Genomic DNA, 21,720 nt, shown 5'->3' on the forward strand with positions numbered 1-21,720 from the left:
CGCGATCAGGCGATCAACTCCACGCCACCACCAACAACCCGGCGCCCAACAACAGGCACAACGGCGAATAAAAATACGTATCCCACCGCGCAAACCGCGAACCACCGACCTTTTTGAAAAAACCCACCAGCTCCGAATCGCCGATTGCCCTGGCAAACATGATCACGGCAATCGCGCTGATGCCCCATTGCAATGCGCCATGGGACACCGGCGAAAAATACAGCCCGGCCCGCAGGCAAACGAGCAAGGCAATTGCCACCAGGCCCATCGCCACCAGCAAGGTGCCCAATGCCGAAGGCTTGAACGCCAGGCGGGGGCCGCTGGCGAATTCGCCGGGAAGTTGAGGGATGGCGGCGAGGCTGCCGAGCTTGCCACCGGCGGCCCAGTACAAATGCACCATGCTGACAAAGGTGAAAATACCGACGATCCATCGTGCGACGATAAAGCTCATGGCGGCCTCTCCCGGAATTTGTGCGAAGTAGGATAGTCCCCCTGAGATTTTTTGCAGGCATTTCGTCGGCGGCCGATGGTAAAGTGCCACCCCATGAAAATCACCCGTGCCGACCGCTCGCTCATTGCCTGGATGCTCTACTGCAGCGTCCTGTTCAATGTGTTCGCGTGCAGCATTGGTCATGGGCAGATGGTGGGCATGCAGCTCAACGGCATCGGCGGGCAGTTCTGTACCGTCGACCCACGCACCCAGGCGCCCAAGCCGTCCACCCCCGCCGAGGAAAGCCTGCCGACGCTGTCCAAGGCGTTTGGTTGCCCGCTGTGCTCGACCGGCGGCATGGGCCCGGCGCTGAACTCCAGCCTCAACGTCGCGGTGTTGCCGCAACCCCACGCACCGCCGCCGGCTATCGTACTGGCGGCTGACATTCCTGCTCGCTTCACCTGGCCCACGGCCCACCCACGGGCGCCGCCCGCCCTCGCCTGATCCTCGCGCTTTCTGATCTGCACTGACACCGTTTCCGTAAGGAAGTACGGGCGACTGTGCGTTGTTTTCAAGCAGGTTTTTCAGGATTCAAGCATGAAACATTTACCTCTGTTGGCAGGCCTGTTCGGCTGCCTGCCAGTCTGTGCCTGGGCGCTCGAACTGGCCCCGACCACCATCGATGGCGAACCCTCCCACGAACCCGGCCTGGCCCTGGACCAGTCCAGCGGCGTCGCGTCGCGGCTGGGGTTGAGCGTGCGCGAAACGCCCGCCTCGGTGGCGATCGCCAACCGCAATGACATCGAGCGCCATGGCGCCAAGACGTTCCGGGATGCAGCCAATACCTTGCCCGGTGTCAACGCCAGCGCACCGCCGGGGTTTGGAGGTTTTGTCTCGTATCGTGGGTTTACCAGCAGCCAGATCACCCAGATGTTCAACGGCATCAACGTCGCCACCGGCCTGGCCCGGCCGGTGGATGCGTGGATCTATGATCGGGTGGAACTGGTCGGCGGCCCCTCGTCCTTGATCAACGGCGCCGGCTCCGTGGGCGGTTCGCTGAACTACGTGACCAAGCTGGCCACCCGCGAAGAACAGGCCGCCGAAGGCCAACTGACCTACGGCAGCTACGACACCGCCGGCATGGCATTCGGCCTGAACCACGCGCTGACCGACCCCAGCGCCGACGTGCAGCATTACGCACGCCTGGACGTCAGCCGCAACACCAACCACAGCTACATCGACCGCGACCAGCGCGACGCCTGGAGCGTAGCGTTTTCCCTGCTCAGCGACCTTACCCCCAACCTGTCCCATACCCTGGCCCTGGAATACCAGGACGAACATGAAGACAGCCCGTACTGGGGCACGCCGGTGCTGAACCCCAAGGCCGGCGAGCTGAAGATCGATAAACACAACCGTTTCAACAATTACAACGTCGCCGACGGTCGTTACGAACAGCGCACGCTCTGGGCGCGTTCGATCATCGACTACCGGATCAACGACAGCACTACACTGAAAAACACCCTGTATCACCTGGACAGCCAGCGCGATTACCGCAACCTGGAGACCTACCAATACAACGCCGACAACAGCGCGGTGAACCGCTCGACCGCGTACCAGGTGCGTCATCAGGGTGAGCAGAATGGCAACCAGTTCGAGCTGCGCCACGACGACCGCTTCGTCGGCCTCGCCACCACCTGGTCCGGCGGCTTCGAATACAAGGTCAACAGCACGACCAATAGCCCGCTGAGAGCCGCGGGCAACAGCACGGTCGATCCTGACCATTACGACCCGGGGTACTTTTACGACATCCCAGGCACCCGACCGGGCTTTATCAGCGACAAGACCAACGAGGTCACCACCAAAGCGCTGTTCGTGGAAAATCGCCTGGGCCTGACCGATAAACTGACATTGCTGACGGGCCTGCGCTACGACGCCATCGACCTGGATGTCACCAACCACGGCGCGATAACCGCCAGCAGTCCACGGCACTTCACGCGCAGTTGGGAGCCGGTGACCGGGCGCGCGGGCCTGACCTACCAGTTCATCCCGACGGCCAATGTGTACGTGCAATACAGCACGGCCGCCGAACAGCCGAGTACCACCACCCAGGTATTCGACGTATCGACCGGCAAACAGTGGGAGGTGGGCAGTAAATTCGATTACCTGGACGGTCGCGGTTCGGCCACCGTCGCGGCTTACAAAATCGAGCGCAAGGACTTTGCCGTCACCGACCCGCTGGACCCCACCAACAGCATCCCGGTAGGCGCACAGTCGTCCAAGGGCATTGAGTTGGCCAGTTCGTTGCGCATCACGCCACGACTACTCGCCGAAGGCAACTTCGCCTGGGTGGATGCCGAGTACGACGAGTTCAACGAAAAAATCGCCAGCGGCGCGGTGGTCTCGCGCAAGGGCAATACGCCGACCAATGTGCCCAAGCGCGTCGGCAACCTGTGGCTGACCTATGATTTTTCCGAGGATTGGCAAGGCGGCGTGGATGCGCGGTATGTGGCCCAGGTGTATGCGGATAACGCCAACACCCAGACAGTGCCGGCCTACACTCTGTTCGGCACATTCCTGCGCTACAAGGTGGACGCCCACACCTCGGTGACCGGCCGCGTGCGCAACCTGACCAACGAGGTGTATGCCGAGTTTGCCCATGTGTCGCCGGCGTATTACCTGGGGTCGCCGCGCACGTTTGAAGTGGCGGTGCAAACCCGCTTCTGAGCCTGGAATGCTAGCCAATGTGAAAGCGGGCACACGCTGACAAGCCCGCTTCCACATTCTTGCCCCGCGTTCTGCCGCAGGATGGGACGCTATTTCAGGCTGGCTTCAACCTTCTGCGCCACATCCTCCGTCAACCAGGCCTTCCACACATCAGGATGCGCCTTGAGAAACGCCAGCGCGACGTCCCGTGGCGCGGTGTGATTCTCGCTCATGGTCGCCAAGGCTTTGTTCAGCGGCTCGATCGGGAACTCGACTTTCTCGAAGAACCCGACAATCTGCGGATGTTCTTTCTGGAACGGCGTGGACACGCCGATACTCAACTTGGACGCCAAAGACCGTGTCGGCTTCGGATCGGGATTGTCCGCATCCGTCAGCGTCTTCCACGCCTCGGCATCGAACGCCGGCTCTTCCAGCTGGATCAATTTGTAGCGCCCCATCAAGGGCGTCGGCGACCAGTAATAGAACAGCACTGGCTTACCGCGACGAATCGAGGAAGTTATCTCGGCATCCAACGCCGCCCCCGAGCCACTGCGAAAGTTCACATAGCTGTCGTCCAGGCCGTAGGCCTTGAGTTTCTGCTTGTTGACCACTTCCGAGGTCCAGCCAATGGGGCTGTTGAGAAAGCGCCCTTTGCCTGGGGATTCGGGGTCCTTGAACACGTCCTTGTAACGCGCCAGGTCCGCGACACTTTTGAGGTCTGGCGCCAGGGGCTTAAGGCCTTTGGCAGGGTCGCCCTTAACCACGTACTCCGGCACCCACCAGCCTTCGGTGGCGCCCTTGACCGTATTGCCCACCCCGGCCACCTTGCCTTCGGCCTCGGCCTTGACCCACACCGGACTGCGGCCTGCCCATTCTTCGCCGATCACCTGAATGTCATTCTTCGCCAGGGCGGTTTCCAGGGTGATGGTGGTGCCGGGCAAGGTGTCGGTGGGCAGGTCATAGCCCTTCTCGACGATATAGCGCAGCACTTCGGTGATCAGACTGCCGCTTTCCCAGTTCAGGTCGGCGAAATGCACAGGCGCCTGTGCAGCCGAAACCGGCAACGAAGCCACCGACAGACTCAGGCTCGCCAGGGACGCCGCCAACAGGGATCTCAATCCTTTCATGCCTTTGCACCTCACGTGTTCGCTGCAATAACGGACGGCTTGGCCGCCACTGCGCGAAGCCTCTGAATAGTTAAGTCAACTCAACTGTAGTAGAGGTTCCGGGAGATAAAGGCTGTTTGCTGTACGAGCGGGTTATTCGCTGGCCTTGAAGGTCACCAGTTCACCCTTGCGCCACTTGGCGGCCTTGCCGGTCACGGCCTTGAGGGTTTTGGTCAAGCCTTCCTGCAATTGTTCGTTGGCGGCAAACACCAGCATCACGCTGTGACCTTCCTTGAACACAATGCCCTGGCCTTCGGCCGAGGAAACAAAGGCATAGTCGCCCAAGCCATACACCGTCAACTTGATATCGCGGAACTTCAATTCAAACTTGCCACCTTCGCGACTGGGCAATACCGCGGCACGAAAATGATCACCGACCTTGAGTTCAAGGCGTTGTTTGTCATCCACGACCAATGCCGATTCAGTATCGATCTCGGCGATATAGATGCCTTCCGGTGTCTGTTCAGTGATGTAAACAAAACGGGATTGAAACTGCTTGACCAACTTTGCGCGCAAATCACCCAGCACGAATAACGCGTGCATATCCAGATTACTGACTGCCAAGGAAACGCCCCCAGATCAAAAAAAGCACTGTCCGCCGGAACGGGCAGCACAAAAAAGCGGCCATACCGGCACGCTGACACAACGCATTGATTAAAAACCCTGAAAAAACGCCCCTGCGGTGCCGTAAGACTAATACAGGCATACACGACGAGCCTTATGCAGGCCATCGATCTTCACAGCAAATCACAGGTTTAACAGCCCGAGAAGACGGGTCGACCAGCTTCAGAGAATAACCCAATTAAAAAGCGCAGTTTCCGACAACCTGCACAAAACAAAACACCTGGAATGGAACCGAGTACCGATCGCCGACGACAATATTAAAACAGCAACACGGGTCAAAACCACCCGTTCCGCTGCTGGCGGGCCAACCAGATCGATCGACAGGAGCTGACCATGCAACGACGTCAACACAACGCTACGTCTTCCAGCACTCACTCATCCTATCAAGACGAGCGCCAATACTACTGCTTGCACAGCCATGATGGGTACTCAAACTCCGTGCTTTATCAAGTTGTACCGGCCGGGCGCAACTTCTTTCATATTATGGAAGTCACCAGCGGCAGGATCAAAGGCTTTCGCAGCAATCATATCCGCGCCTGCGAACTGGCAAAAACCCTCGAGGCCGCCCTGTACGCCCCGCACGGCGGGATCGTTTCGTCACCTGGATGACTTTACCGCGCCGTCGCCCCTCAACAACTGCCATACTGGCCCGTCCATTGAAGTTTGCCCCGTGCGGGTCAGGTTTCATCAGTGCAGTTACCTTGAAGGGAAGGTTATACGTGACGGAATTTGATATTGGCGAATTTTTTATCCATGGCGAAGCCAAGGAAGTAGACGGAGAATTCCAAGCAGTTATCGTAATGCGTGCCAAGCCTCCCTTGACCACGATCACAATGCACCAAGTGGAAAAAGATCGTTGGTTCAAGACCGCGGACGCCGCCGCCGTCGCGGCAAAAGAAGCCGCCAGGGCCCTCAAGACAGCGGTGGACTCAGGGGCGTTGACCTCCTGAGAATCCGATAGAACTCTACTGCGCGACAAGCCTCCGATGCATACCCCCCCCAAAAACCGGCATGGAGAACGATATGGATGCGCCAGTACCAACCCTTGAAACCCTGTTTGATCAACTGGGCCTGAATTCCACCCCGAAGGACATCGACGCGTTTATCGCTGCCCATCCTTTGGCCGACGACGTCAAGCTGATCGACGCGCCCTTCTGGACGCCCCAGCAGGCTCAGTTTCTCAAGGAAGAACTTCGGGAAGACGCTGAATGGGCGATGGCCGTGGATGAACTGAACCAGCGTCTGCACCAAGCGCAATAACGCCCCTCAATGCAGGCTGTCTGACTGTTCCATGCGCAACAGCGCTTGCCAGGCGGCCCTACACTCCTCGGCTTCATCACGGCTGGCGAAGACGGTGCCACGCTGCTCACCGTTGAGCAGCACGACCCAACAAGCCTTCTGACCCAACGCACGCAGGGTTTCGGGTACGCCACTGCCAATCATCACAGCAACATCGACTTTGTTTTGCATGGAGCTTCTCCGCAACAATCGTTAGCTAACTAACAACGGCGACCATGCTACGTTTTTCCTACCCTCAGAAAAAGCTATCCCCTGGATAGCTCTATTGCGCAAACAGCAACAATCTCTAGTGCCTGGCGTTCGTGCCTTCGGGTTTATAGCCCAGGCGCAACCCGCCCCAATGCCGGCCCTTGACCATGATCGGCACCGACAAGTCGTGCATCAACTCACCGGTATCGCGGGTGTAAGTCTGCAACAGTACCGCTTGCTGATGGCTGCCACAGCGAATCCCGGTACGGTCGTCGAACTTGCGCTTGGTGCGATTCTGTAACGCATCCACCTGTACATCGCCGGTCAAGGGTTGGGAAAACGCTTTGTTGTGTGTCGGCACATACCCCTGTTGCGTACAGGCGATGGCAAATACCAAACCTTCGTGTCGCGGCAGCAGCGCCTCTTGAATCGCCGGCAAAACCTGATCGGTGTAGCTGTCAAAACGCGTGTGGTACTTGCTGGGGTGGGTGTTGGGGATCGCCGCGTAGTTGCGGTCGAACAGATCCTCCAGGCTGACGCGGTTTTGCAGTACATCGGCCTCGAACTGTTCGGCGATGCGGCTCGCGCCTTCGCGGGCGAGGTCGTAGACGCGCTGGTGATAGTCATCCAGCCCGACGGCGGCCAGGCGTTCGCTGATGGTTTCGGCCTGCCCTTCCATTTGCACGGCGGCATCGGCCAGTTGACGGGTTTGCTCGTCGCTCACCGTCAGGTCGCTGCGCATTTGCTCCACGGCATGGAACAGGCTGTCGAGTTGCGCCCGATTGGTCTCGGTGCCTTGGGCGATTTCGTTGACCTGCCCTTCGACATCCGCGGCCAGGCTGGCGATGTTCTGTAACTGCTCACCGGCGTGTTCCACCTGCTCCACGCCGGTGTGCAGGTCCGCCGACAGTTGGCGAATCTGCTCCACCACCTGGCCGGTGCGTTGCTGGATATCGGCCACCATCACCCCGACTTCCTCGGTGGCGGTAGCGGTACGGCCGGCCAGCCCGCGGACTTCATCGGCCACCACGGCAAACCCGCGCCCATGCTCGCCGGCACGCGCGGCTTCGATGGCGGCGTTCAAGGCCAGCAGGTTGGTCTGGCTGGCGATGGACTGGATCACCAGGGTCACCCGCTGGATTTCCTCGCTGCGCTGGCTCAGGGCTTCAATCATCTCGCGGCTGGCATTCGCGCGCTGGCTGAGTTGGTGCATGCGGGTGATCGACTGGGCCAGCACTTCGCGGCCCTCGGTACTGCGCTGATGCGCCTGGCTGGCGGCGCCCAGCGCCTGGTGACTGAGTTGGGAGGTGACTTGTTCGGTGCCGATCATCACTTCGGCGCTGTTGACGATCTGCTGGGCAGCGCTCAACTGCGACTGCAGGCGCGCAGCCAGTTGCTTGACCGAATAGGCCACGCCGGCCGCCGACAAGGCGTTATGGCTGGTGGTATAGGACAGGTCGCGGGTCAGGTCGCCAATCGCATCGACCGCTTCGGACGGCGCCGCGCTGGGTGTGCGTTTTTTCAGGCGAGGCAGCCAGATCACCAGCAAGGCCAGTGTCAGGCAGAGATAAATCGGCAGGCTGGCAAACGCAAGGCCGAGCAGGACCAGCACCACGGCGGTGCTCTGCAAAAGCGGCGTCAGCCAGCCGGGCAACCCGCGCACCACCGCGTGCGGTGGCACTGCTGCGCCCATCAGAGATCCGTCTCCAGCCATCTTCGTCACCCCACTGCTTGTCATTATTGTCTCTGCATTAAACGCCACTATCAGGCCATTATCCATGGGCCTTTAGTGGGGGAGCTTGCAACAGATCAATATAGCGGGCGTAACGGGTATTTTCCCTGGGGAGCGCAGTACTCGCCCCCCAGCTTCAGCGCATCAGGCTTGACGCTGGTGCTTGTCGATCTGCTCGTGGCGCTCTTGCGCTTCGATGCAGTACTTGGTGGTCGGGCTGATCAGCAGGCGCTTGAGGCCGATAGGCTCGCCGCTGTCATCGCACCAGCCAAAGGAATCTTCCTTGATGCGCTCCAGTGCGCGCTCCAGTTGCGGCAGCATGCGCTGGTCGCGATCAATGGCATTCACCAACCAGGTGCGCTCTTCTTCCACGGAGGCGGCATCCGCCGGGTCGGCCGGGGTGTCCAGGCTCTCAATGGCGATGCGGTTCTGTTCAATGCGCTCGTGGTGTTCCACTTTCATGTCTTGCAGCAACTGCTCGAAAAAAGCGTGCTGTTCGGCATTCATGTAGTCATCCGCCGGCATGGCCAGCAACTTTTCCTTTGTCATTGATTTCTCTATAAAAAATACGTGCATTAAGGCGAATAAGGGAGCGTTCCGGTCAACCTCTGCAGGTCTCGGAAAGGCGCCATCCATTCCAAGCGCCACCCGGCACTCAATTTACGAGGGGCGGCAGTCTAAGGCCGACTTGAGGGCGCAGCAACTGAAAAGACAGGCATTTTTTCCAAGATAACCCCCAAAGGCACCAGGACGGGCTTGGCGAATGGTCATCGGAGTGCGTTTATAGCAAGAAATTCAGTGTTGTGGAGCTATATAGAAGACAAACGGTTGGATCTGACGAATACAGGCCTGAATGTGGGAGGGGGCAAGCCCCTCCCACATTTTGCACTGCGTCAGCGTTTTAGCTTGCGCTTGTTGCGATATTGGTCGATCACCACCGCCGCCACGATAATCAGGCCCTTGATGATGTCCTGGATATACGCGTCGACCCCGACAAAGGTAAACCCGCTGGCCATCACCCCAAGGATCAGCGCGCCGATCACGGTGCCGGTGATGCGCCCTACTCCGCCGGCCAGGCTGGTGCCGCCGATCACCGCTGCGGCAATCGCATCCAGTTCGTAGGACATGCCCATGCCGGCCTGGCCGGTGGCGGCACGCGCCGAGGCCACCACACCGGCCAGGCCCGCCAGGAGCCCGGCGATGCTGTAGACGATGATCAGGTGGCGCTTGACGTTGATCCCCGAGGTGCGCGCCGCCTGCATATTGCCGCCGATGGCGTAAGTGTACTTACCGTACTTGGTGTAGCGCAGGGCGATATGGAAGATCACCGCCACCACCAGAAAGATGATCACCGGCATCGCGCCATGCCCGATGGCCGTGTAGGAATCCGAGAGCATGCTCACTGGCTGGCCTTCGGTGTAGTAACGCGCCAGGCCACGGGCCGACACCATCATCCCCAGCGTTGCGATAAACGGCGGGATACCGGTCACCGCGATAATACTGCCGTTGATCGCGCCCGCCAGCAGCCCCACGCCGAGCCCCGCCACCACCGGAATCCACACCGGCAGGTCGGTCAGGGACGGAAACACCGCACGGGAAAAATCAGATGTTTGCGCAAGACTGGCAGCGATCATCGCCGATAACGCCAAGACCGAGCCGGAAGACAAGTCGATCCCGGTGGTGATGATCACCTGGGTCACACCGATGGCCAGCAGGCCGATGATCGACACTTGCAGGATCATCAACACCAGGCGCTGGGAGTTCATCAGGAAGCTCTGGTCTCGCACGATCCAGCCAAACAGCTCAAACACCAGGCCGATGCCGATCAACACCAGGAAGATGCTCAGCTCGGTGGGCAAGCGCCGACGGTGCTTGACCGCTGCCGTGGCAGGCTTGTTGTCTGTTATTGCGTTCATAACCAATCACCTTTTTATTCTATGGCGCAGGCCAACCGCAGGCCCGCGCGGCTGTTCGTCAGTGGACCGCGGTCATACCGGAGGCCAGCTGCATGACTTTTTCCTGGGTCGCGTCTGCACGGTCCAGGGTGCCCATCAGTTCGCCTTCATGCATCACCATCACCCGGTCGCTCATACCCAGCACTTCAGGCAGCTCCGAGGAAATCATGATCACCGCCATGCCCTCGCTGGCGAGGAACGCAATCAAACGGTAGATCTCGGCCTTGGCGCCGACATCGATGCCACGGGTCGGTTCGTCGAGGATCAGCAGGCGCGGGTTGGTCATCAGCCAGCGCGCCAGCAGGGCTTTCTGCTGATTGCCGCCGGACAAGGTGTCGATGCATTGCTCCAGGGACGGGGTTTTCACCCGCAGCTTCTTGCACATGTCTTCGCACAGCGCACGCAGGGCTTTCTGCTGGATAAACCCGTTGCCCGAGTAATGCGGCAACACGGCCATTTCCATGTTTTCCAGGACCGACAGGCACGGGAACAGCCCGCTGAGCTTGCGATCCTCGGTCAGCAGCGCAAAGCCTTTGTCGATGGCCATGTGCGGGTCGGTGATACGCAGCGCCTTGCCATCGAGGGTTATCTGCCCGCGAGTGCTTGGGCTGATGCCAAAAAGGGCTTCCGCCACGTTGGTGCGGCCCGAGCCCATCAGCCCGGCGATGCCAAGGATCTCGCCGGCATGCAGGTCGAACGAGACGTTGTTGAACACGCCGTCCAGGCCCAGGTCGCGCACCGACAACAGCAACTCGCCGATGGGCGTTTCGCGCACCGGGAACAACTGGCTCAGTTCACGGCCGACCATCATCGAGATCAGGCTGTCGCTGTTCATGCTGTCGGCGCGCTGCAGGCCGATGTACTGGCCGTCGCGAAACACCGCCACTTCATCGGCGATGGCGAACACTTCATTCATCTTGTGCGTGATGTAGACGATGCCTTTGCCCTGGGCCTTGAGGTCGGCAATGATCGAAAACAGGTGGGCGACTTCCTTCTCGGTGATGGCGGACGTCGGCTCATCCATGATCAGGATGTCAGAATCGTAGGACACCGCCTTGGCAATCTCGACCATCTGCCGCTCGGCGATGCTCAGGTTGCCCACCTGCTCCTCGGGGTCGAGGTTGATGCGCAGGCGGGCGAGCAATTGGGCGGTGCAGCGGTGCATTTCGCGGTGGTTGACCATGCGCAGGCTGTTGAGCTGCTCGCGGCCGATCCAGATATTCTCGGCGATGCTCATGTGCGGCATCAGGTTGAGTTCCTGGTGGATCATCGCGATCCCGGCCTTTTGCGCGGCCAGCGGCGTCTCAAACACAATCGGCTTGCCGCGCAGGCGGATTTCCCCAGCGTCGGGCTGGTAGATGCCGGCGATGATTTTCATCAGGGTCGACTTGCCCGCGCCGTTCTCGCCCATCAGCGCCAGCACCGAGCCCGGGCGCACACGCAGTTGTACATCGGCCAGGGCCACCACACCGGGAAAGCCTTTGCTGATGTTGAGGATTTCCAGCAGGTACGGTTCTTCCAGCAGCGACGGCTGGATACCGGGCGGCTGCGAGACAGTGGCTTGAGCAAGCATAGGGCGGTACTCCATCGACAGGGCGGGCACGACCGCCCTGCCGGCTTATTGTTGTGATGTAAGGGCTACTTGAAGTCTTTGACGTTGTCCGGGGTGATCAGCTTGAACGGGATGACAATGTTCTGCTCGATCGCTTCCTTCTTCGCCATCTTGCGCGCCGCCTCCACCGAGCCGACTGCCTGGCCCTTGGCATCCTGGAACACCGACACGGTCATTTCGCCCTTGGTGATCGCATTCAAGCCGTCCGGCGTGCCGTCGACCCCCGCAATCAAGACGCTGCCCGGCTTGGTGCCGGCCGATTTCAACGCCATGGCCGCGCCAATCGCCATTTCATCGTTGTTGGCCAGCACGGCATTGAATTCGCGGCCCTGGGTCAACCAGTCGTTGACCAGGGTCATCCCGCGGTCACGCAGCCAGATGCCGGTCTGTTCCTGCTCGATCTTGATCTGCGGGTACTTGGCCAGGACTTCTTTGATGCCCTTGGTCCGGTTGGTGGTGGAGTTGTTCGCCAGGTCACCGAGCAGGATCACCACCTTGCCCTTGCCCCCCAGTTTTTCGGCGATGTACTGCATTTGCAGCCTGCCGGCCTCTTCATCATCGGAGGTCACGGCCGCCACGCCTTTGGGCAGGTCTTTCTGGTCAGGTCGGCGGTTGACATAGACCAGCGGAATACCCGCCTCGAGCGCTGACTTGCTGATCCGCGCCGTGGACGCCGTGTCCACCGGGTTGACGATGATCGCGTCGACCTTCTGGCTGATGAAGTTCTCGACCTGGCTCAATTGCTTGACCACGTCGGCGCGCGCGTCTTCGAACTGCAGTTGCACACCATCGCCCTTGGGGTAGGCCTTGGCTTGCTTGTCCATGTACTCACGCACATTGGTCAGGTAGGTGTCATCGAACTGCGACATGCTCACGCCGATCTTCAGATCGGCAGCCATGGCAAAACCGCTGGCCAGCAGCAGGGACAACGCCAGCGCGGTAAAACGGATCGGGGTCTTCATGAACGGTCTGTCTCCACTTTCTTGTTGGTTTTTTGGACGTTGCGTTTTTCAGAGCGAGGATGACGGCAGGCGGACGAGCGGTGCTCCCGGAATGCAGCACACCAGGGCGCCTTGGTTTTCGACGCACAGCACGTTGAGGAAGGAGAAGTAAAACGGCCGGGTGCGGGGCAGACCGCGTGGCGCAAGGGCTGGGCGTAAAACTCGCAGTACAGCGTTGAAGATTTTCATCTGACGGTACCTGGTTGTTTTTGATCTTGTTTTTGTTGAGTCGTCGGGATCGAGTCCGGAACGTACTTTATGCAACCTGGAAAAGACTTTATTGGAAAATAATTTCTATATCAACCTGTTTTAGAATTTTATTCTATTTTTGTCGAAACCACTTGCTGGCGCTCGGCGCTCAGGCGTGCGGCGTCCAATATCCTTGTGGTTTCCAACGCCTCGTAGGCGTCCACCGGCAGCGGCCCCTGCCCTTGCACGGCGGCCTGCCACTGGCGATAGAACTGGGTCCAGCAGCCTTTTTCCGACGGCACACGCTCGCGCTCGGGGCCTTGTTCGAACCAGCCCCAGCGGCGGTGCTCCTCAGAGCCCCAGTGCTCGCCCTCGGTTTTGGGCGACTTGCCGGCCATCAGTGCGTCTTCCTGGCCGTCCAACCCGTCGACGGTGTAGCAACCCAGGGTGCCGCTGACCCGCAAGCGCGGTGCCGGGCTGTTCTGCAAGGCGTTGCCCCACAGGTGGGAAATCACCCCGTTGGCGTGGGTCAGGGAGACAAAGAAGCCGTGGTCGATGCTGGGGTGTTCGGCGCTGTAGTGCAGTTGCGCGAAAACCCGATCCACCGGGCCGAACAGTTGCAGCGCCTGATCCACCAGATGGCTGCCCAGGTCGCGCAGCCAGCCGCCGCCGCTGGCATTGCCCACCGATTGCGGGCTGAAACGCTCGACGCGGGATTCAAACCGGGTGACAGCGCCGAGGGCGCCGGCGTCGATCAGTTTGCGCAAGGTCAGGAAATCCGAATCCCAGCGCCGGTTCTGGTAGACGCTGAGCAACACGCCCTGGCGTTCAGCCGCGGTGATCAGCACCCGGGCCTGCTCGGCGTTGGCGGCGAAAGGTTTATCGCTGACCACGGCGACGCCGTGCTCGATAGCCTCCAGCACCAGCGCCGGGCGACCTTTAAGCGTGGTGGAAATCACCAGGGCGTCAACGCCGGCCTCGACGATCTGGCCGATGCTGTCAAAGGCTTTAACCCCTGGAAGATCAGTGCTCAATTGCTGACGGCGCTCGGGTGAACGAGTCACCACACCAACAAAAGTAGCGCCGGGCAGGGTTGCAATCAGTGGCGCATGAAAGAAGCGCCCTCCATGGCCATAGCCGACTAGTCCAATTCGCATACATTCACTCCTTCATTGAAGTGCAAACCCAGTCCAACTGTGGGAGGGGGCTTGCCCCCGATGGCGGTGGATCAGATCCAGATTCAATAGCTGACCCACTGCTATCGGGGGCAAGCCCCCTCCCACATTGACCGAGTGTTAGCCGTAGAAGGCAGGGTTACAGTCAGTGGCGCATGAAAGAAGCGCCCTCCGTGGCCATAGCCGACTAGTCCAATTCGCATACATTCACTCCTTCATTGAAGTGCACACCCAATCCAACTGTGGGAGGGGGCTTGCCCCCTCCCACATTGACCGAGTGTCAGCCGTAGAAGGCAGGGTTGCAGTCAGTGGCGCATGAAAGAAGCGCCCTCCGTGGCCATAGCCGACTAGTCCAATTCGCATACATTCACTCCTTCATTGAAGTGCACACCCAATCCAACTGTGGGAGGGGGCTTGCCCCCTCCCACATTGACCGAGTGTCAGCCGTAGAAGGCAGGGTTGCAGTCAGTGGCGCATGAAAGAAGCGCCCTCCGTGGCCATAGCCGACCAGTCCAATTCGCATACATTCACTCCTTCATTGAAGTGCACACCCAATCCAACTGTGGGAGGGGGCTTGCCCCCGATGGCGGTGGATCAGATCCAGATTCATTAGCTGACCCACTGCTATCGGGGGCAAGCCCCCTCCCACATTGACCGCGTGTCAGCCGTAGAAGCGCGGACGCTCAGGCAGGCTGACTTGGACAATTTGCCCACTGCCTTGGGCCTCGATACATGCATCCGCCGCGACCGCCGCTGCAAACCCATCCCACGCCGACGGCCCGCCCACTTGCCCGGCGCGCACGCTGTCGATGAACGCCTGCAACTCGACGTCATAGGCGCCGATAAAGCGGTCTTTCCAGTCCATCAGAATCGCATTGGACAGCTTGGCCTCGCTGCGCAATTGCACCTGCGACGGCTCCGGCAGCTTGGCGATACCGGTCTCCCCCACCACTTCGCACTGAATGTCGTAGCCGTACTGGCAGTTCACAAACACTTCCACATCGATGCGCGTGCCCTTGGCGGTTTCCAGCAGCACGATCTGCGGATCGCGCAGATGGGCCAGGGCCTTGCTGGTCTTGCGCGGGAACACCACTTGCACCGACACATAGTCGTCGTCGAGCAGCCAACGCAACACATCCAGCTCGTGGATCAGGGTGTCGGTGATCGCCATGTCGGTCTTGTAGTTCTCGCCCACCCGCGGGTTGCGGTGAGCGCAGTGCAGCATCAGCGGCTCGCCGATCCGGCCGCTGTCGATCACCGCTTTGAGGGCGCGATAACCTTCGTCATAGGGGCGCATGAAGCCCACTTGCACCAGGCGCTTGCCGTGCGCCACTTCGGCCTCGACGATCCTGCGACAGCCTTCGGCGGTGACCGCCAGGGGTTTTTCGCAGAACACCGGTTTGCCCGCCTCGATGGCGGCGAGCACGAATGCCTCATGGCTCGGGCCCCAGGAAGTGACGAGAATGGCTTCGACCTGAGGCGAACGGATCAGCGCATGGCCGTCCGGATACACCTCGGCGTCCAGTTTCAGATCCGCCACCACCTTGGCGGCCTGCTCCAGGTCGATGTCGGTCACCGCCACCACCTGGCTGTTGAGCAAGGTCTGGCTGCAACGACGAATATGGTCCCGGCCGATAGCGCCCGTACCGATAACACCCAGCTTCAACGACATACATTCACTCCTCTTGTTATTAGTACTGCCGGGCCTTGGCCAGCTGTTCATTGAGTTTTTTCGCCGCCGCGTTGGTGCGTTCGCTGGTGGAGACCTGCGCCACACCCACCCGCCACCACGACAGGTAGCCGTGGATCATGGTCTTGGGCAGCACCTTGATATCGATCAGCGTCGACACCGTTTGCGTGCGCGCATCGGCCAGCGCCGCTTCGAGCTGTTCGACGCTGCTGACCTTGTAAGTCTTGCAACCGTAGGCCGCCGCACTCATGGCGAAATCCACCGGCACCAGGCCGCCGTCGAGCTTGCCGCTCTCGGGGTTGCGGTAGCGGAACTCGGTGCCGAAGCTGTCCATGCCGTTGCCGATCTGCAGGTTGTTGATGCAACCGAAAGCCATGTTGTCCAGCAGCACCACGTTGATCTTGCGGCGCTCCTGGATCGAGGTGGCCAGCTCCGAGTGCAGCATCATGTAGGAGCCATCACCGACCAGCGCATAGACCTCGCGCGTCGGCTCGGCGAGTTTCACGCCGAGGGCGGCGTTGATCTCGTAGCCCATGCACGAATAACCGTACTCGACGTGGTAAGTGTTGACGCCCTTGCTGCGCCAGCTGCGCTGCAGGTCGCCGGGCAGGCTGCCGGCGGCGGCGACGATGATCGCGTCGTCGGCCAGCACCTGGTTGAGCACGCCGAGGACCCGGCTTTGGGTCAGGCACGAACCGGTCAGCTCGATAAATTCGCGCAGCACGCCGCGGTCGAGGTGGTCGTCGACCTCGGGGACGAAGTCGTCACCGGCGTATTCCAACTGATGCACCCGGTCGACTTCAGCATCCAGTTGCACCCTGGCATCGCGCCCCTGCTCGCCCCAACCGGCGCGATAATCGCCCAGCGCTGCGGCCAATGCCTCAAGGGCGACTTGCGCATCCGCCAGCACTTGCACGCCATCGAGTTTCAACGCATCGCCGGGGCTGATGTTGAGGTTGAGGAACCGCACCTCGGCGTGCTTGAACAACGACTTCGACGACGTGGTGAAATCGGTGTAGCGCGTGCCGATCCCGATGATCAGGTCGGCCTCGGCGGCCAACAGGTTCGCGGCCAGGCAGCCGGTTTCGCCGATCCCGCCGACGTTCAGCGGATGGCTGGACAGCACCGCGCTCTTGCCCGCCTGGGTTTCGGCGAAGGGAATCTCGAAGCGTTCGGCAAATGCCTGTAGGGCCGCATTCGCCCCGGAGTACTTGACCCCGCCACCGCAGATGATCAACGGCTTGCGCTTGCCCTCGAAGGCCGCCACGGCATCGCCGATCATCGCCTCGGTGGGCGGGCGCCGATCGAGGCGATGGACACGTTTTTGCAGGAAGTAATCCGGGTAATCCCAGGCCTCGGCTTGCACGTCCTGCGGCAGCGCCAGGGTGACGGCACCGGTTTCGGCCGGGTCGGTGAGCACGCGCATGGCGTGGATCGCCGCGCTCATCAATTGCTCGGGGCGGTTGATGCGGTCCCAGTATTTGCTCACCGAACGGAAGGCGTCGTTGGTGCTGATGCTCAGGTCATGGAACTGCTCGATCTGTTGCAGCACCGGGTCGGGCTGGCGGCTGGCGTAGACATCGCCAGGCAATAGCAGCAACGGAATGCGGTTGGCCGTGGCGGTCGCGGCAGCGGTCAGCATATTCGCCGCCCCCGGGCCGACCGACGCGGTACACGCGTAGATCTTGCGGCGCAGGTGCTGTTTGGCAAACCCGATGGCGGCGTGGGCCATGCCTTGCTCGTTGCGGCCCTGATGCACCACCAGGTCGCCGCTGTCCTGCTCCAGCGCCTGGCCCAGGCCGAGCACGTTGCCGTGGCCGAAAATGGTGAACACCCCGGCCACGAACTTGCTCTGCACACCATCGACTTCGATGTATTGGTTATCCAGAAATTTCACCAGGGCCTGGGCCATGGTCAAACGAGTGGTGGTCATGTCGCGCCCCTTAAAGGTCCAGCAGCCAGCTGTGCTGCGGGTCGTTATGAAAATGCCAGGCGCGCTTGGGGCCGGCCATTACGTTGAGGTAGTAGGACTCGTAGCCATACGGCACGCTCACCGGGTGGTACCCCTTGGGCACCACCACCAGGTCGCTGTTTTCCACGGCCATGGCCTCATCGATGCTGCGATCGTCGGTGTACACCCGCTGGAACACGAAGCCCTGGGGCGGGTTGACCTGGTGGTAATAGGTCTCTTCGAGAAAGCTCTGGTGCGGCAGGTCGTCGGTGTCGTGCTTGTGCGGCGGGTAGCTCGACGAATGCCCGGACGGCGTGCGGACTTCCACCACCAGCAGGGAGTGGGCGGGCTCGCTGTCGGGCAGGATGTCGCACACGTAACGGGTGTTGGCGCCTTTGCCGCGCACGCTGCGCTTGCACTGTTCGGGGCGGATCAAGCGCGGCGCGAAACCCGTCGCGCCAGGCGCGGCGCAGACCGCGAGCTGCACGTCGCTCAATGCCGTCACCTGGGCGTCGGTGCCCGGCGGCAGGTAAGCGGCAAAGGGCGATTTGTCTTCAAACACCGACTGACGATCGCCGAGGTTCTGCCAGTTGAACCCCTCGCCTTCGATCGTCACCCGGCCGCTGAGCAGCACCAGGCACAGCTCCTGATCGCCGGCGGTGACTGGCAGGGTTTCGCCCAGGCTCAGGCGGTAGGCGGCAAAGCCGACATAGTCCAGGCGGCCCGCTTCGAGGGCGACCATGGTTTGCCCGCGCTTATTGCTCTTGACCAGCAAGCTCATTGCCCCGTCCTCTCGTTCAGCAGCGCACGCAAGGTGTCGTAACCTTTTTTCGCATAGATATAGCTCGGCGCGACAGCCGGGTCCTGCTCGGCTTCGACCACCAGCCAGCCTCGGTAATGCGCGGCCAGCAGCACGTCGAGCAACGCGGCAAAGTCGATATCGCCGTCACCCGGCACGGTGAAGGTGCCGTTGACGATGCAGTCGGGGAAGCTCCACATCTGGTTGCGCGCCAGTTGCACCACTGCTTTGCGCACGTCCTTGAAATGCACATGGCACACACGGTCGATGTGCTTGCGCAGTACGTCGAGGGGTTCGCCGCCACCCATGTAGCAATGGCCCGAATCGAACAGCAGGCCGACTTCGGGGCCGGTGCGGCGCATCAGTTGATCAATGTCCTCCGGCGATTCGACATAGGCGCCCATATGGTGGTGGTAGGCCAGGCGCACGCCCTGGGACAGGGTAAAGCGCGCCAGTTCGGTGAGCTTGTCGGCGTAGTCCTGCCAGGCCTGCTCACTGTGGAAACGCGGGCGTTCGATCAGGCGGATGCGGGAGCCCTGGATCGAATCGGCCACTTCGCCGTAGACCAACACCGTGGCGCCATTGTGTTTGAGCAACTCGACGTGAGCGGCGATGGCTTCGATTTCCTCCGCGACCGACCGCTGGGCCAGGCGGCTGGAGTACCAACCGGAGACCAGCGCCAGGTCGTAGGGGCGCAACACATCGGCGACGCCCTTGGCGTCCTTGGGGAATTTGCCGTTGAGTTCAAAACCTTCGTAGCCGATCTGCTTGCCTTCGCTCAACGCCGTGCTCAGGGGCGTTTCGCCGCCCAGGGCCGGCAGGTCGTCGTTGCTCCAGGAGATCGGGTTGATGCCAATTCGGATTGCGGGCATGGCTGCACCTTTATTATTTTCAGGTATCACTGAGATCTGCATTATGTGGGAGGGAGCTTGCTCCCGATGGCAGTGTGTCAGGCAACACTTCTGTAACTGCACCACCGCCTTCGGGAGCAAGCTCCCTCCCACATTGGATTACATTTCAAATTAAGAACTGCGTTCAGCCTCTGGCACTGCACCAGGCACTGATCAATTGCTCGAAAGTGGCCCGGACTTGGCGGATCAGGGTCTCGTCATCAATCTCCCCCGCCATCCACGCGCGACTCGGCTCCTGGAAAATCGTGCGTCCCACGGCAAAACCACGGCAGGTGCGACTCTGGCTGGCTTGGCGGAAGCCCTCGGCCAGGCACTCGGCCGAGGCATTCAGGCCCAGCAGCACCACACCGCGGCAGTACGGGTCGCGTTCCTCGATCAGTTCGTCGAGTTTTGTCCAGTCCTCGGCCGACTGTGCCTCGATTTTCCACCACGCCGGGTAGATACCCAGGTTGTACAGGCGCTTGAGGCTGCGGTAGAGCACATCGGGGTAGGTCGAGGGGTGATCCTTGGGCGGGATGACTTCCAGCAACAGTTCATGCCCGCTGACCAGCGAAGCCTCGTACACCGCCTTGAGTTGCGCTTCCTGTTCCAGACGCAGCAGCGGTTCGTCATCGGGGTGGTATTGCACCAGGCATTTGATGATTTGCTCCTGGGGCCAGGCGATCAGGTTGCTGCCGATCGAACGGCCGTGTTCGAACGCCAGGGGCCGCGAGTTCTGCACCTCCACCGGGCGTGCGATCCACCAGCCGCGACCGCTGGCGGCGTTGAGCGCGTCCTGGCCGAAGCGCTGGTCGGCGAGCAAACCGACATCGGCCTCGACGCCCTGCCCGCGCAGCGTCTTCTCCACGCGTTCGACGGCCTGGATAAACAGCTGCTTGATCGCGCTGATGCGGCTCGGGTCCTGGCCGCCGCGTTGCGCCAGGTCGACCAATTGCCAGCGGTGGTCGAAGGCGAACACGAACAGTTGCTTCCAGGCCTTGCGTGGCACCGTGACCCGATGCAGGCGCTGCAGGGTCACGTCTTGATCGGGACGGGTGATCGGCACCGGGCTGTTGAACAGGTAATCCAGTTCGGCCGGCGTCGGCATGGCCGGTGCGCAGGCGTGGCGCGACACCACCAGGCCGCCGCAGGCATTGGCCAACTGGCTGCATCGCGCGTCGCTGGCATCGTTCAGCCAGCCGCTGAGAAAGCCGGCCATGAACGCATCGCCGGCGCCCAGCACGTTAAGCACTTCAACGCGCACGCCGGGGTAGATCGCACCCTCTTCCAAACGGGCCGGGATCGCGCCGTGGATCACCGTGCAGCCCTGCGGGCCGAGCTTGACCACCAGGGTCGCCGGGGTCAGTTCACGGACGGTGCGCAGGGCGCTGAGCAAATCTTCACTGCCGCCGGCGATCAGGAATTCTTCTTCAGTACCGACGATCAGGTCGAAGCGCGGCAGGATGCTCTGCACGTGCTGGCTGACGCTCTGGTCGGCGACAAACCGGGTTTCGCCATCGGCCTTGCCCGCCAGGCCCCACAGCACCGGGCGGTAGTCGATGTCGAGCACGCGCTGGACGTTGTGTTTGGTCGCGTAATCCAGGGCCTGGACGCTGGCCTTGTACACAGCGTCGGTGGAGAAATGCGTGCCGGTGATCAGCAGGGCCTTGCTCGAGGCGATAAAGGCTTCGCTGATGTCTTCGGCGCGCAGGGCCATGTCGGCGCAGTTTTCGCGGTAGAACACCAGGGGGAAGGTTTCGCGGTCCTTGAGGCCCAGCAGCACCAGCGCGGTAAGGCGTTGCGGGTCGACCTTGATGCCGCTGACATCGCAGCCTTCACGGGCCAGGGATTCCGTCAGGAACCGGCCCATATGGTCGTCCCCTACCCGGCTCAACATCGCCGACTTGAGGCCCAGGCGCGCGGTGCCGAAGGCAATGTTGGCGGAAGAACCGCCGAGGTACTTGGCAAAGCTGGACACATCCTCAAGCCGCGCACCGACTTGCTGCGCATAGAGGTCGACGCCCAGGCGCCCGAGGCAAATCAGATCCAATTGACGCCCACTGGCAAAACGAGTCTGGCCCATGCTGGCTCCTGTTATTTTTATCAGCCTGCGTTGTGCCGCCGTGGCGACGGCACACGCTCTTGGTGGGAGCAGACTAGAACGTTCAGCGAGCCCAATCAATATTTATTCCATAATTATTTTTGGTAGAATATTTTTTCCAATACGTCAGCATAAGGGTACGCCAGCGACAGTGCATCGTTTCAGCCGCCCACTCGCTGGCGCATGCCGGGGTATTTTTTTGCGCCTACCCTGT

At 61.0% G+C, this 21,720-nt stretch carries 21 protein-coding genes; 5 read left to right on the top strand and 16 right to left on the bottom strand.

Annotated elements, in window-relative coordinates; translation table 11 throughout:
- Positions 1–13: 13 nt before the first annotated feature.
- On the bottom strand, positions 14–451 hold the full coding sequence (locus INT12_RS16495) for a DUF3995 domain-containing protein (RefSeq protein ID WP_046383694.1): 438 nt from the start codon (positions 449–451) through the stop codon (positions 14–16).
- Positions 452–544: 93 nt separating this feature from the next.
- Between INT12_RS16495 and INT12_RS16500 the strand changes: the two genes are divergently transcribed.
- Together INT12_RS16500 and INT12_RS16505 are read left to right on the top strand one after the other, a co-directional pair.
- The gene (locus tag INT12_RS16500) at positions 545–934 is read left to right on the top strand and encodes a DUF2946 domain-containing protein (RefSeq protein WP_193040010.1); all 390 of its coding nucleotides are present in this window, start codon (positions 545–547) and stop codon (positions 932–934) included.
- A 93-nt stretch (positions 935–1,027) separates the two neighbouring features.
- Complete coding sequence (locus tag INT12_RS16505) at positions 1,028–3,154, top strand: TonB-dependent receptor (protein ID WP_193040011.1); 2,127 nt, start codon at positions 1,028–1,030, stop codon at positions 3,152–3,154.
- 89 nt (positions 3,155–3,243) lie between these two features.
- On the opposite strand, the gene INT12_RS16510 is transcribed toward INT12_RS16505, so the two are convergent.
- Together INT12_RS16510 and INT12_RS16515 are read right to left on the bottom strand one after the other, a co-directional pair.
- On the bottom strand, positions 3,244–4,260 hold the full coding sequence (locus tag INT12_RS16510) for an ABC transporter substrate-binding protein (RefSeq protein WP_169884682.1): 1,017 nt from the start codon (positions 4,258–4,260) through the stop codon (positions 3,244–3,246).
- Positions 4,261–4,392: 132 nt separating this feature from the next.
- Positions 4,393–4,842 carry a hypothetical protein gene (locus tag INT12_RS16515; protein ID WP_017846547.1) on the bottom strand — a complete coding sequence of 150 codons (450 nt, stop codon included), beginning with the start codon at positions 4,840–4,842 and terminating at the stop codon, positions 4,393–4,395.
- 414 nt (positions 4,843–5,256) lie between these two features.
- On the opposite strand from INT12_RS16515, the gene INT12_RS16520 reads away from it, so the two are divergent.
- The 3 genes from INT12_RS16520 to INT12_RS16530 all read left to right on the top strand — a co-directional run bounded on the left by INT12_RS16520 (position 5,257) and on the right by INT12_RS16530 (position 6,183).
- Positions 5,257–5,532, top strand: coding sequence for a hypothetical protein (locus INT12_RS16520; RefSeq protein ID WP_193040012.1), 276 nt, complete (start codon positions 5,257–5,259; stop codon positions 5,530–5,532).
- A gap of 110 nt (positions 5,533–5,642) precedes the next feature.
- Positions 5,643–5,873, top strand: a complete 231-nt coding sequence (locus INT12_RS16525) for a hypothetical protein (RefSeq protein ID WP_017846549.1) — start codon at positions 5,643–5,645, stop codon at positions 5,871–5,873.
- A gap of 73 nt (positions 5,874–5,946) precedes the next feature.
- A complete protein-coding gene (locus INT12_RS16530; RefSeq protein WP_193040013.1) occupies positions 5,947–6,183 on the top strand; it encodes a DUF2789 domain-containing protein in 237 nt (78 codons plus the stop codon).
- A gap of 6 nt (positions 6,184–6,189) precedes the next feature.
- Here INT12_RS16530 and INT12_RS16535 read toward each other — a convergent pair whose 3' ends face one another.
- The 13 genes from INT12_RS16535 to INT12_RS16595 form a co-directional block, all read right to left on the bottom strand.
- Entirely contained in the window at positions 6,190–6,393 is a 204-nt protein-coding gene (locus INT12_RS16535) for a hypothetical protein (RefSeq protein ID WP_017846551.1), read from the bottom strand.
- Between the two features lie 115 nt (positions 6,394–6,508).
- Positions 6,509–8,191: a methyl-accepting chemotaxis protein gene (locus INT12_RS16540; protein ID WP_370737522.1), complete on the bottom strand. Its 1,683-nt coding sequence runs from the start codon at positions 8,189–8,191 to the stop codon at positions 6,509–6,511.
- Positions 8,192–8,287: 96 nt separating this feature from the next.
- Complete coding sequence (locus INT12_RS16545) at positions 8,288–8,692, bottom strand: TraR/DksA family transcriptional regulator (RefSeq protein ID WP_010564800.1); 405 nt, start codon at positions 8,690–8,692, stop codon at positions 8,288–8,290.
- Between the two features lie 344 nt (positions 8,693–9,036).
- Positions 9,037–10,059, bottom strand: a complete 1,023-nt coding sequence (locus INT12_RS16550) for an ABC transporter permease (protein ID WP_017846553.1) — start codon at positions 10,057–10,059, stop codon at positions 9,037–9,039.
- 58 nt (positions 10,060–10,117) lie between these two features.
- Entirely contained in the window at positions 10,118–11,671 is a 1,554-nt protein-coding gene (locus INT12_RS16555) for a sugar ABC transporter ATP-binding protein (protein WP_017846554.1), read from the bottom strand.
- Positions 11,672–11,736: 65 nt separating this feature from the next.
- Positions 11,737–12,672: a sugar ABC transporter substrate-binding protein gene (locus tag INT12_RS16560; protein ID WP_017846555.1), complete on the bottom strand. Its 936-nt coding sequence runs from the start codon at positions 12,670–12,672 to the stop codon at positions 11,737–11,739.
- A gap of 48 nt (positions 12,673–12,720) precedes the next feature.
- Positions 12,721–12,900 (bottom strand): hypothetical protein, encoded by a 180-nt coding sequence (locus INT12_RS16565; protein ID WP_079444050.1) that lies wholly within the window; start codon positions 12,898–12,900, stop codon positions 12,721–12,723.
- A 128-nt stretch (positions 12,901–13,028) separates the two neighbouring features.
- On the bottom strand, positions 13,029–14,057 hold the full coding sequence (locus INT12_RS16570; RefSeq protein WP_017846556.1) for a Gfo/Idh/MocA family oxidoreductase: 1,029 nt from the start codon (positions 14,055–14,057) through the stop codon (positions 13,029–13,031).
- A gap of 679 nt (positions 14,058–14,736) precedes the next feature.
- Positions 14,737–15,747 carry a Gfo/Idh/MocA family protein gene (locus INT12_RS16575; RefSeq protein ID WP_017846557.1) on the bottom strand — a complete coding sequence of 337 codons (1,011 nt, stop codon included), beginning with the start codon at positions 15,745–15,747 and terminating at the stop codon, positions 14,737–14,739.
- A 19-nt stretch (positions 15,748–15,766) separates the two neighbouring features.
- A complete protein-coding gene (iolD, locus tag INT12_RS16580) occupies positions 15,767–17,698 on the bottom strand; it encodes a 3D-(3,5/4)-trihydroxycyclohexane-1,2-dione acylhydrolase (decyclizing) (RefSeq protein ID WP_193058926.1) in 1,932 nt (643 codons plus the stop codon).
- 10 nt (positions 17,699–17,708) lie between these two features.
- Positions 17,709–18,497: a 5-deoxy-glucuronate isomerase gene (iolB, locus tag INT12_RS16585; RefSeq protein ID WP_057004690.1), complete on the bottom strand. Its 789-nt coding sequence runs from the start codon at positions 18,495–18,497 to the stop codon at positions 17,709–17,711.
- A complete protein-coding gene (gene iolE / locus INT12_RS16590; RefSeq protein ID WP_046489005.1) occupies positions 18,494–19,387 on the bottom strand; it encodes a myo-inosose-2 dehydratase in 894 nt (297 codons plus the stop codon). The genes iolB and iolE overlap by 4 nt, the downstream gene beginning before the upstream one ends.
- Positions 19,388–19,550: 163 nt before the next feature.
- Positions 19,551–21,488 (bottom strand): bifunctional 5-dehydro-2-deoxygluconokinase/5-dehydro-2-deoxyphosphogluconate aldolase, encoded by a 1,938-nt coding sequence (locus INT12_RS16595; RefSeq protein ID WP_193040316.1) that lies wholly within the window; start codon positions 21,486–21,488, stop codon positions 19,551–19,553.
- Between the last annotated feature and the right edge of the window lie 232 nt (positions 21,489–21,720).

Source organism: Pseudomonas sp. K8 (assembly GCF_014889455.1).
Classification (GTDB): Bacteria; Pseudomonadota; Gammaproteobacteria; order Pseudomonadales; family Pseudomonadaceae; genus Aquipseudomonas; species Aquipseudomonas veronii.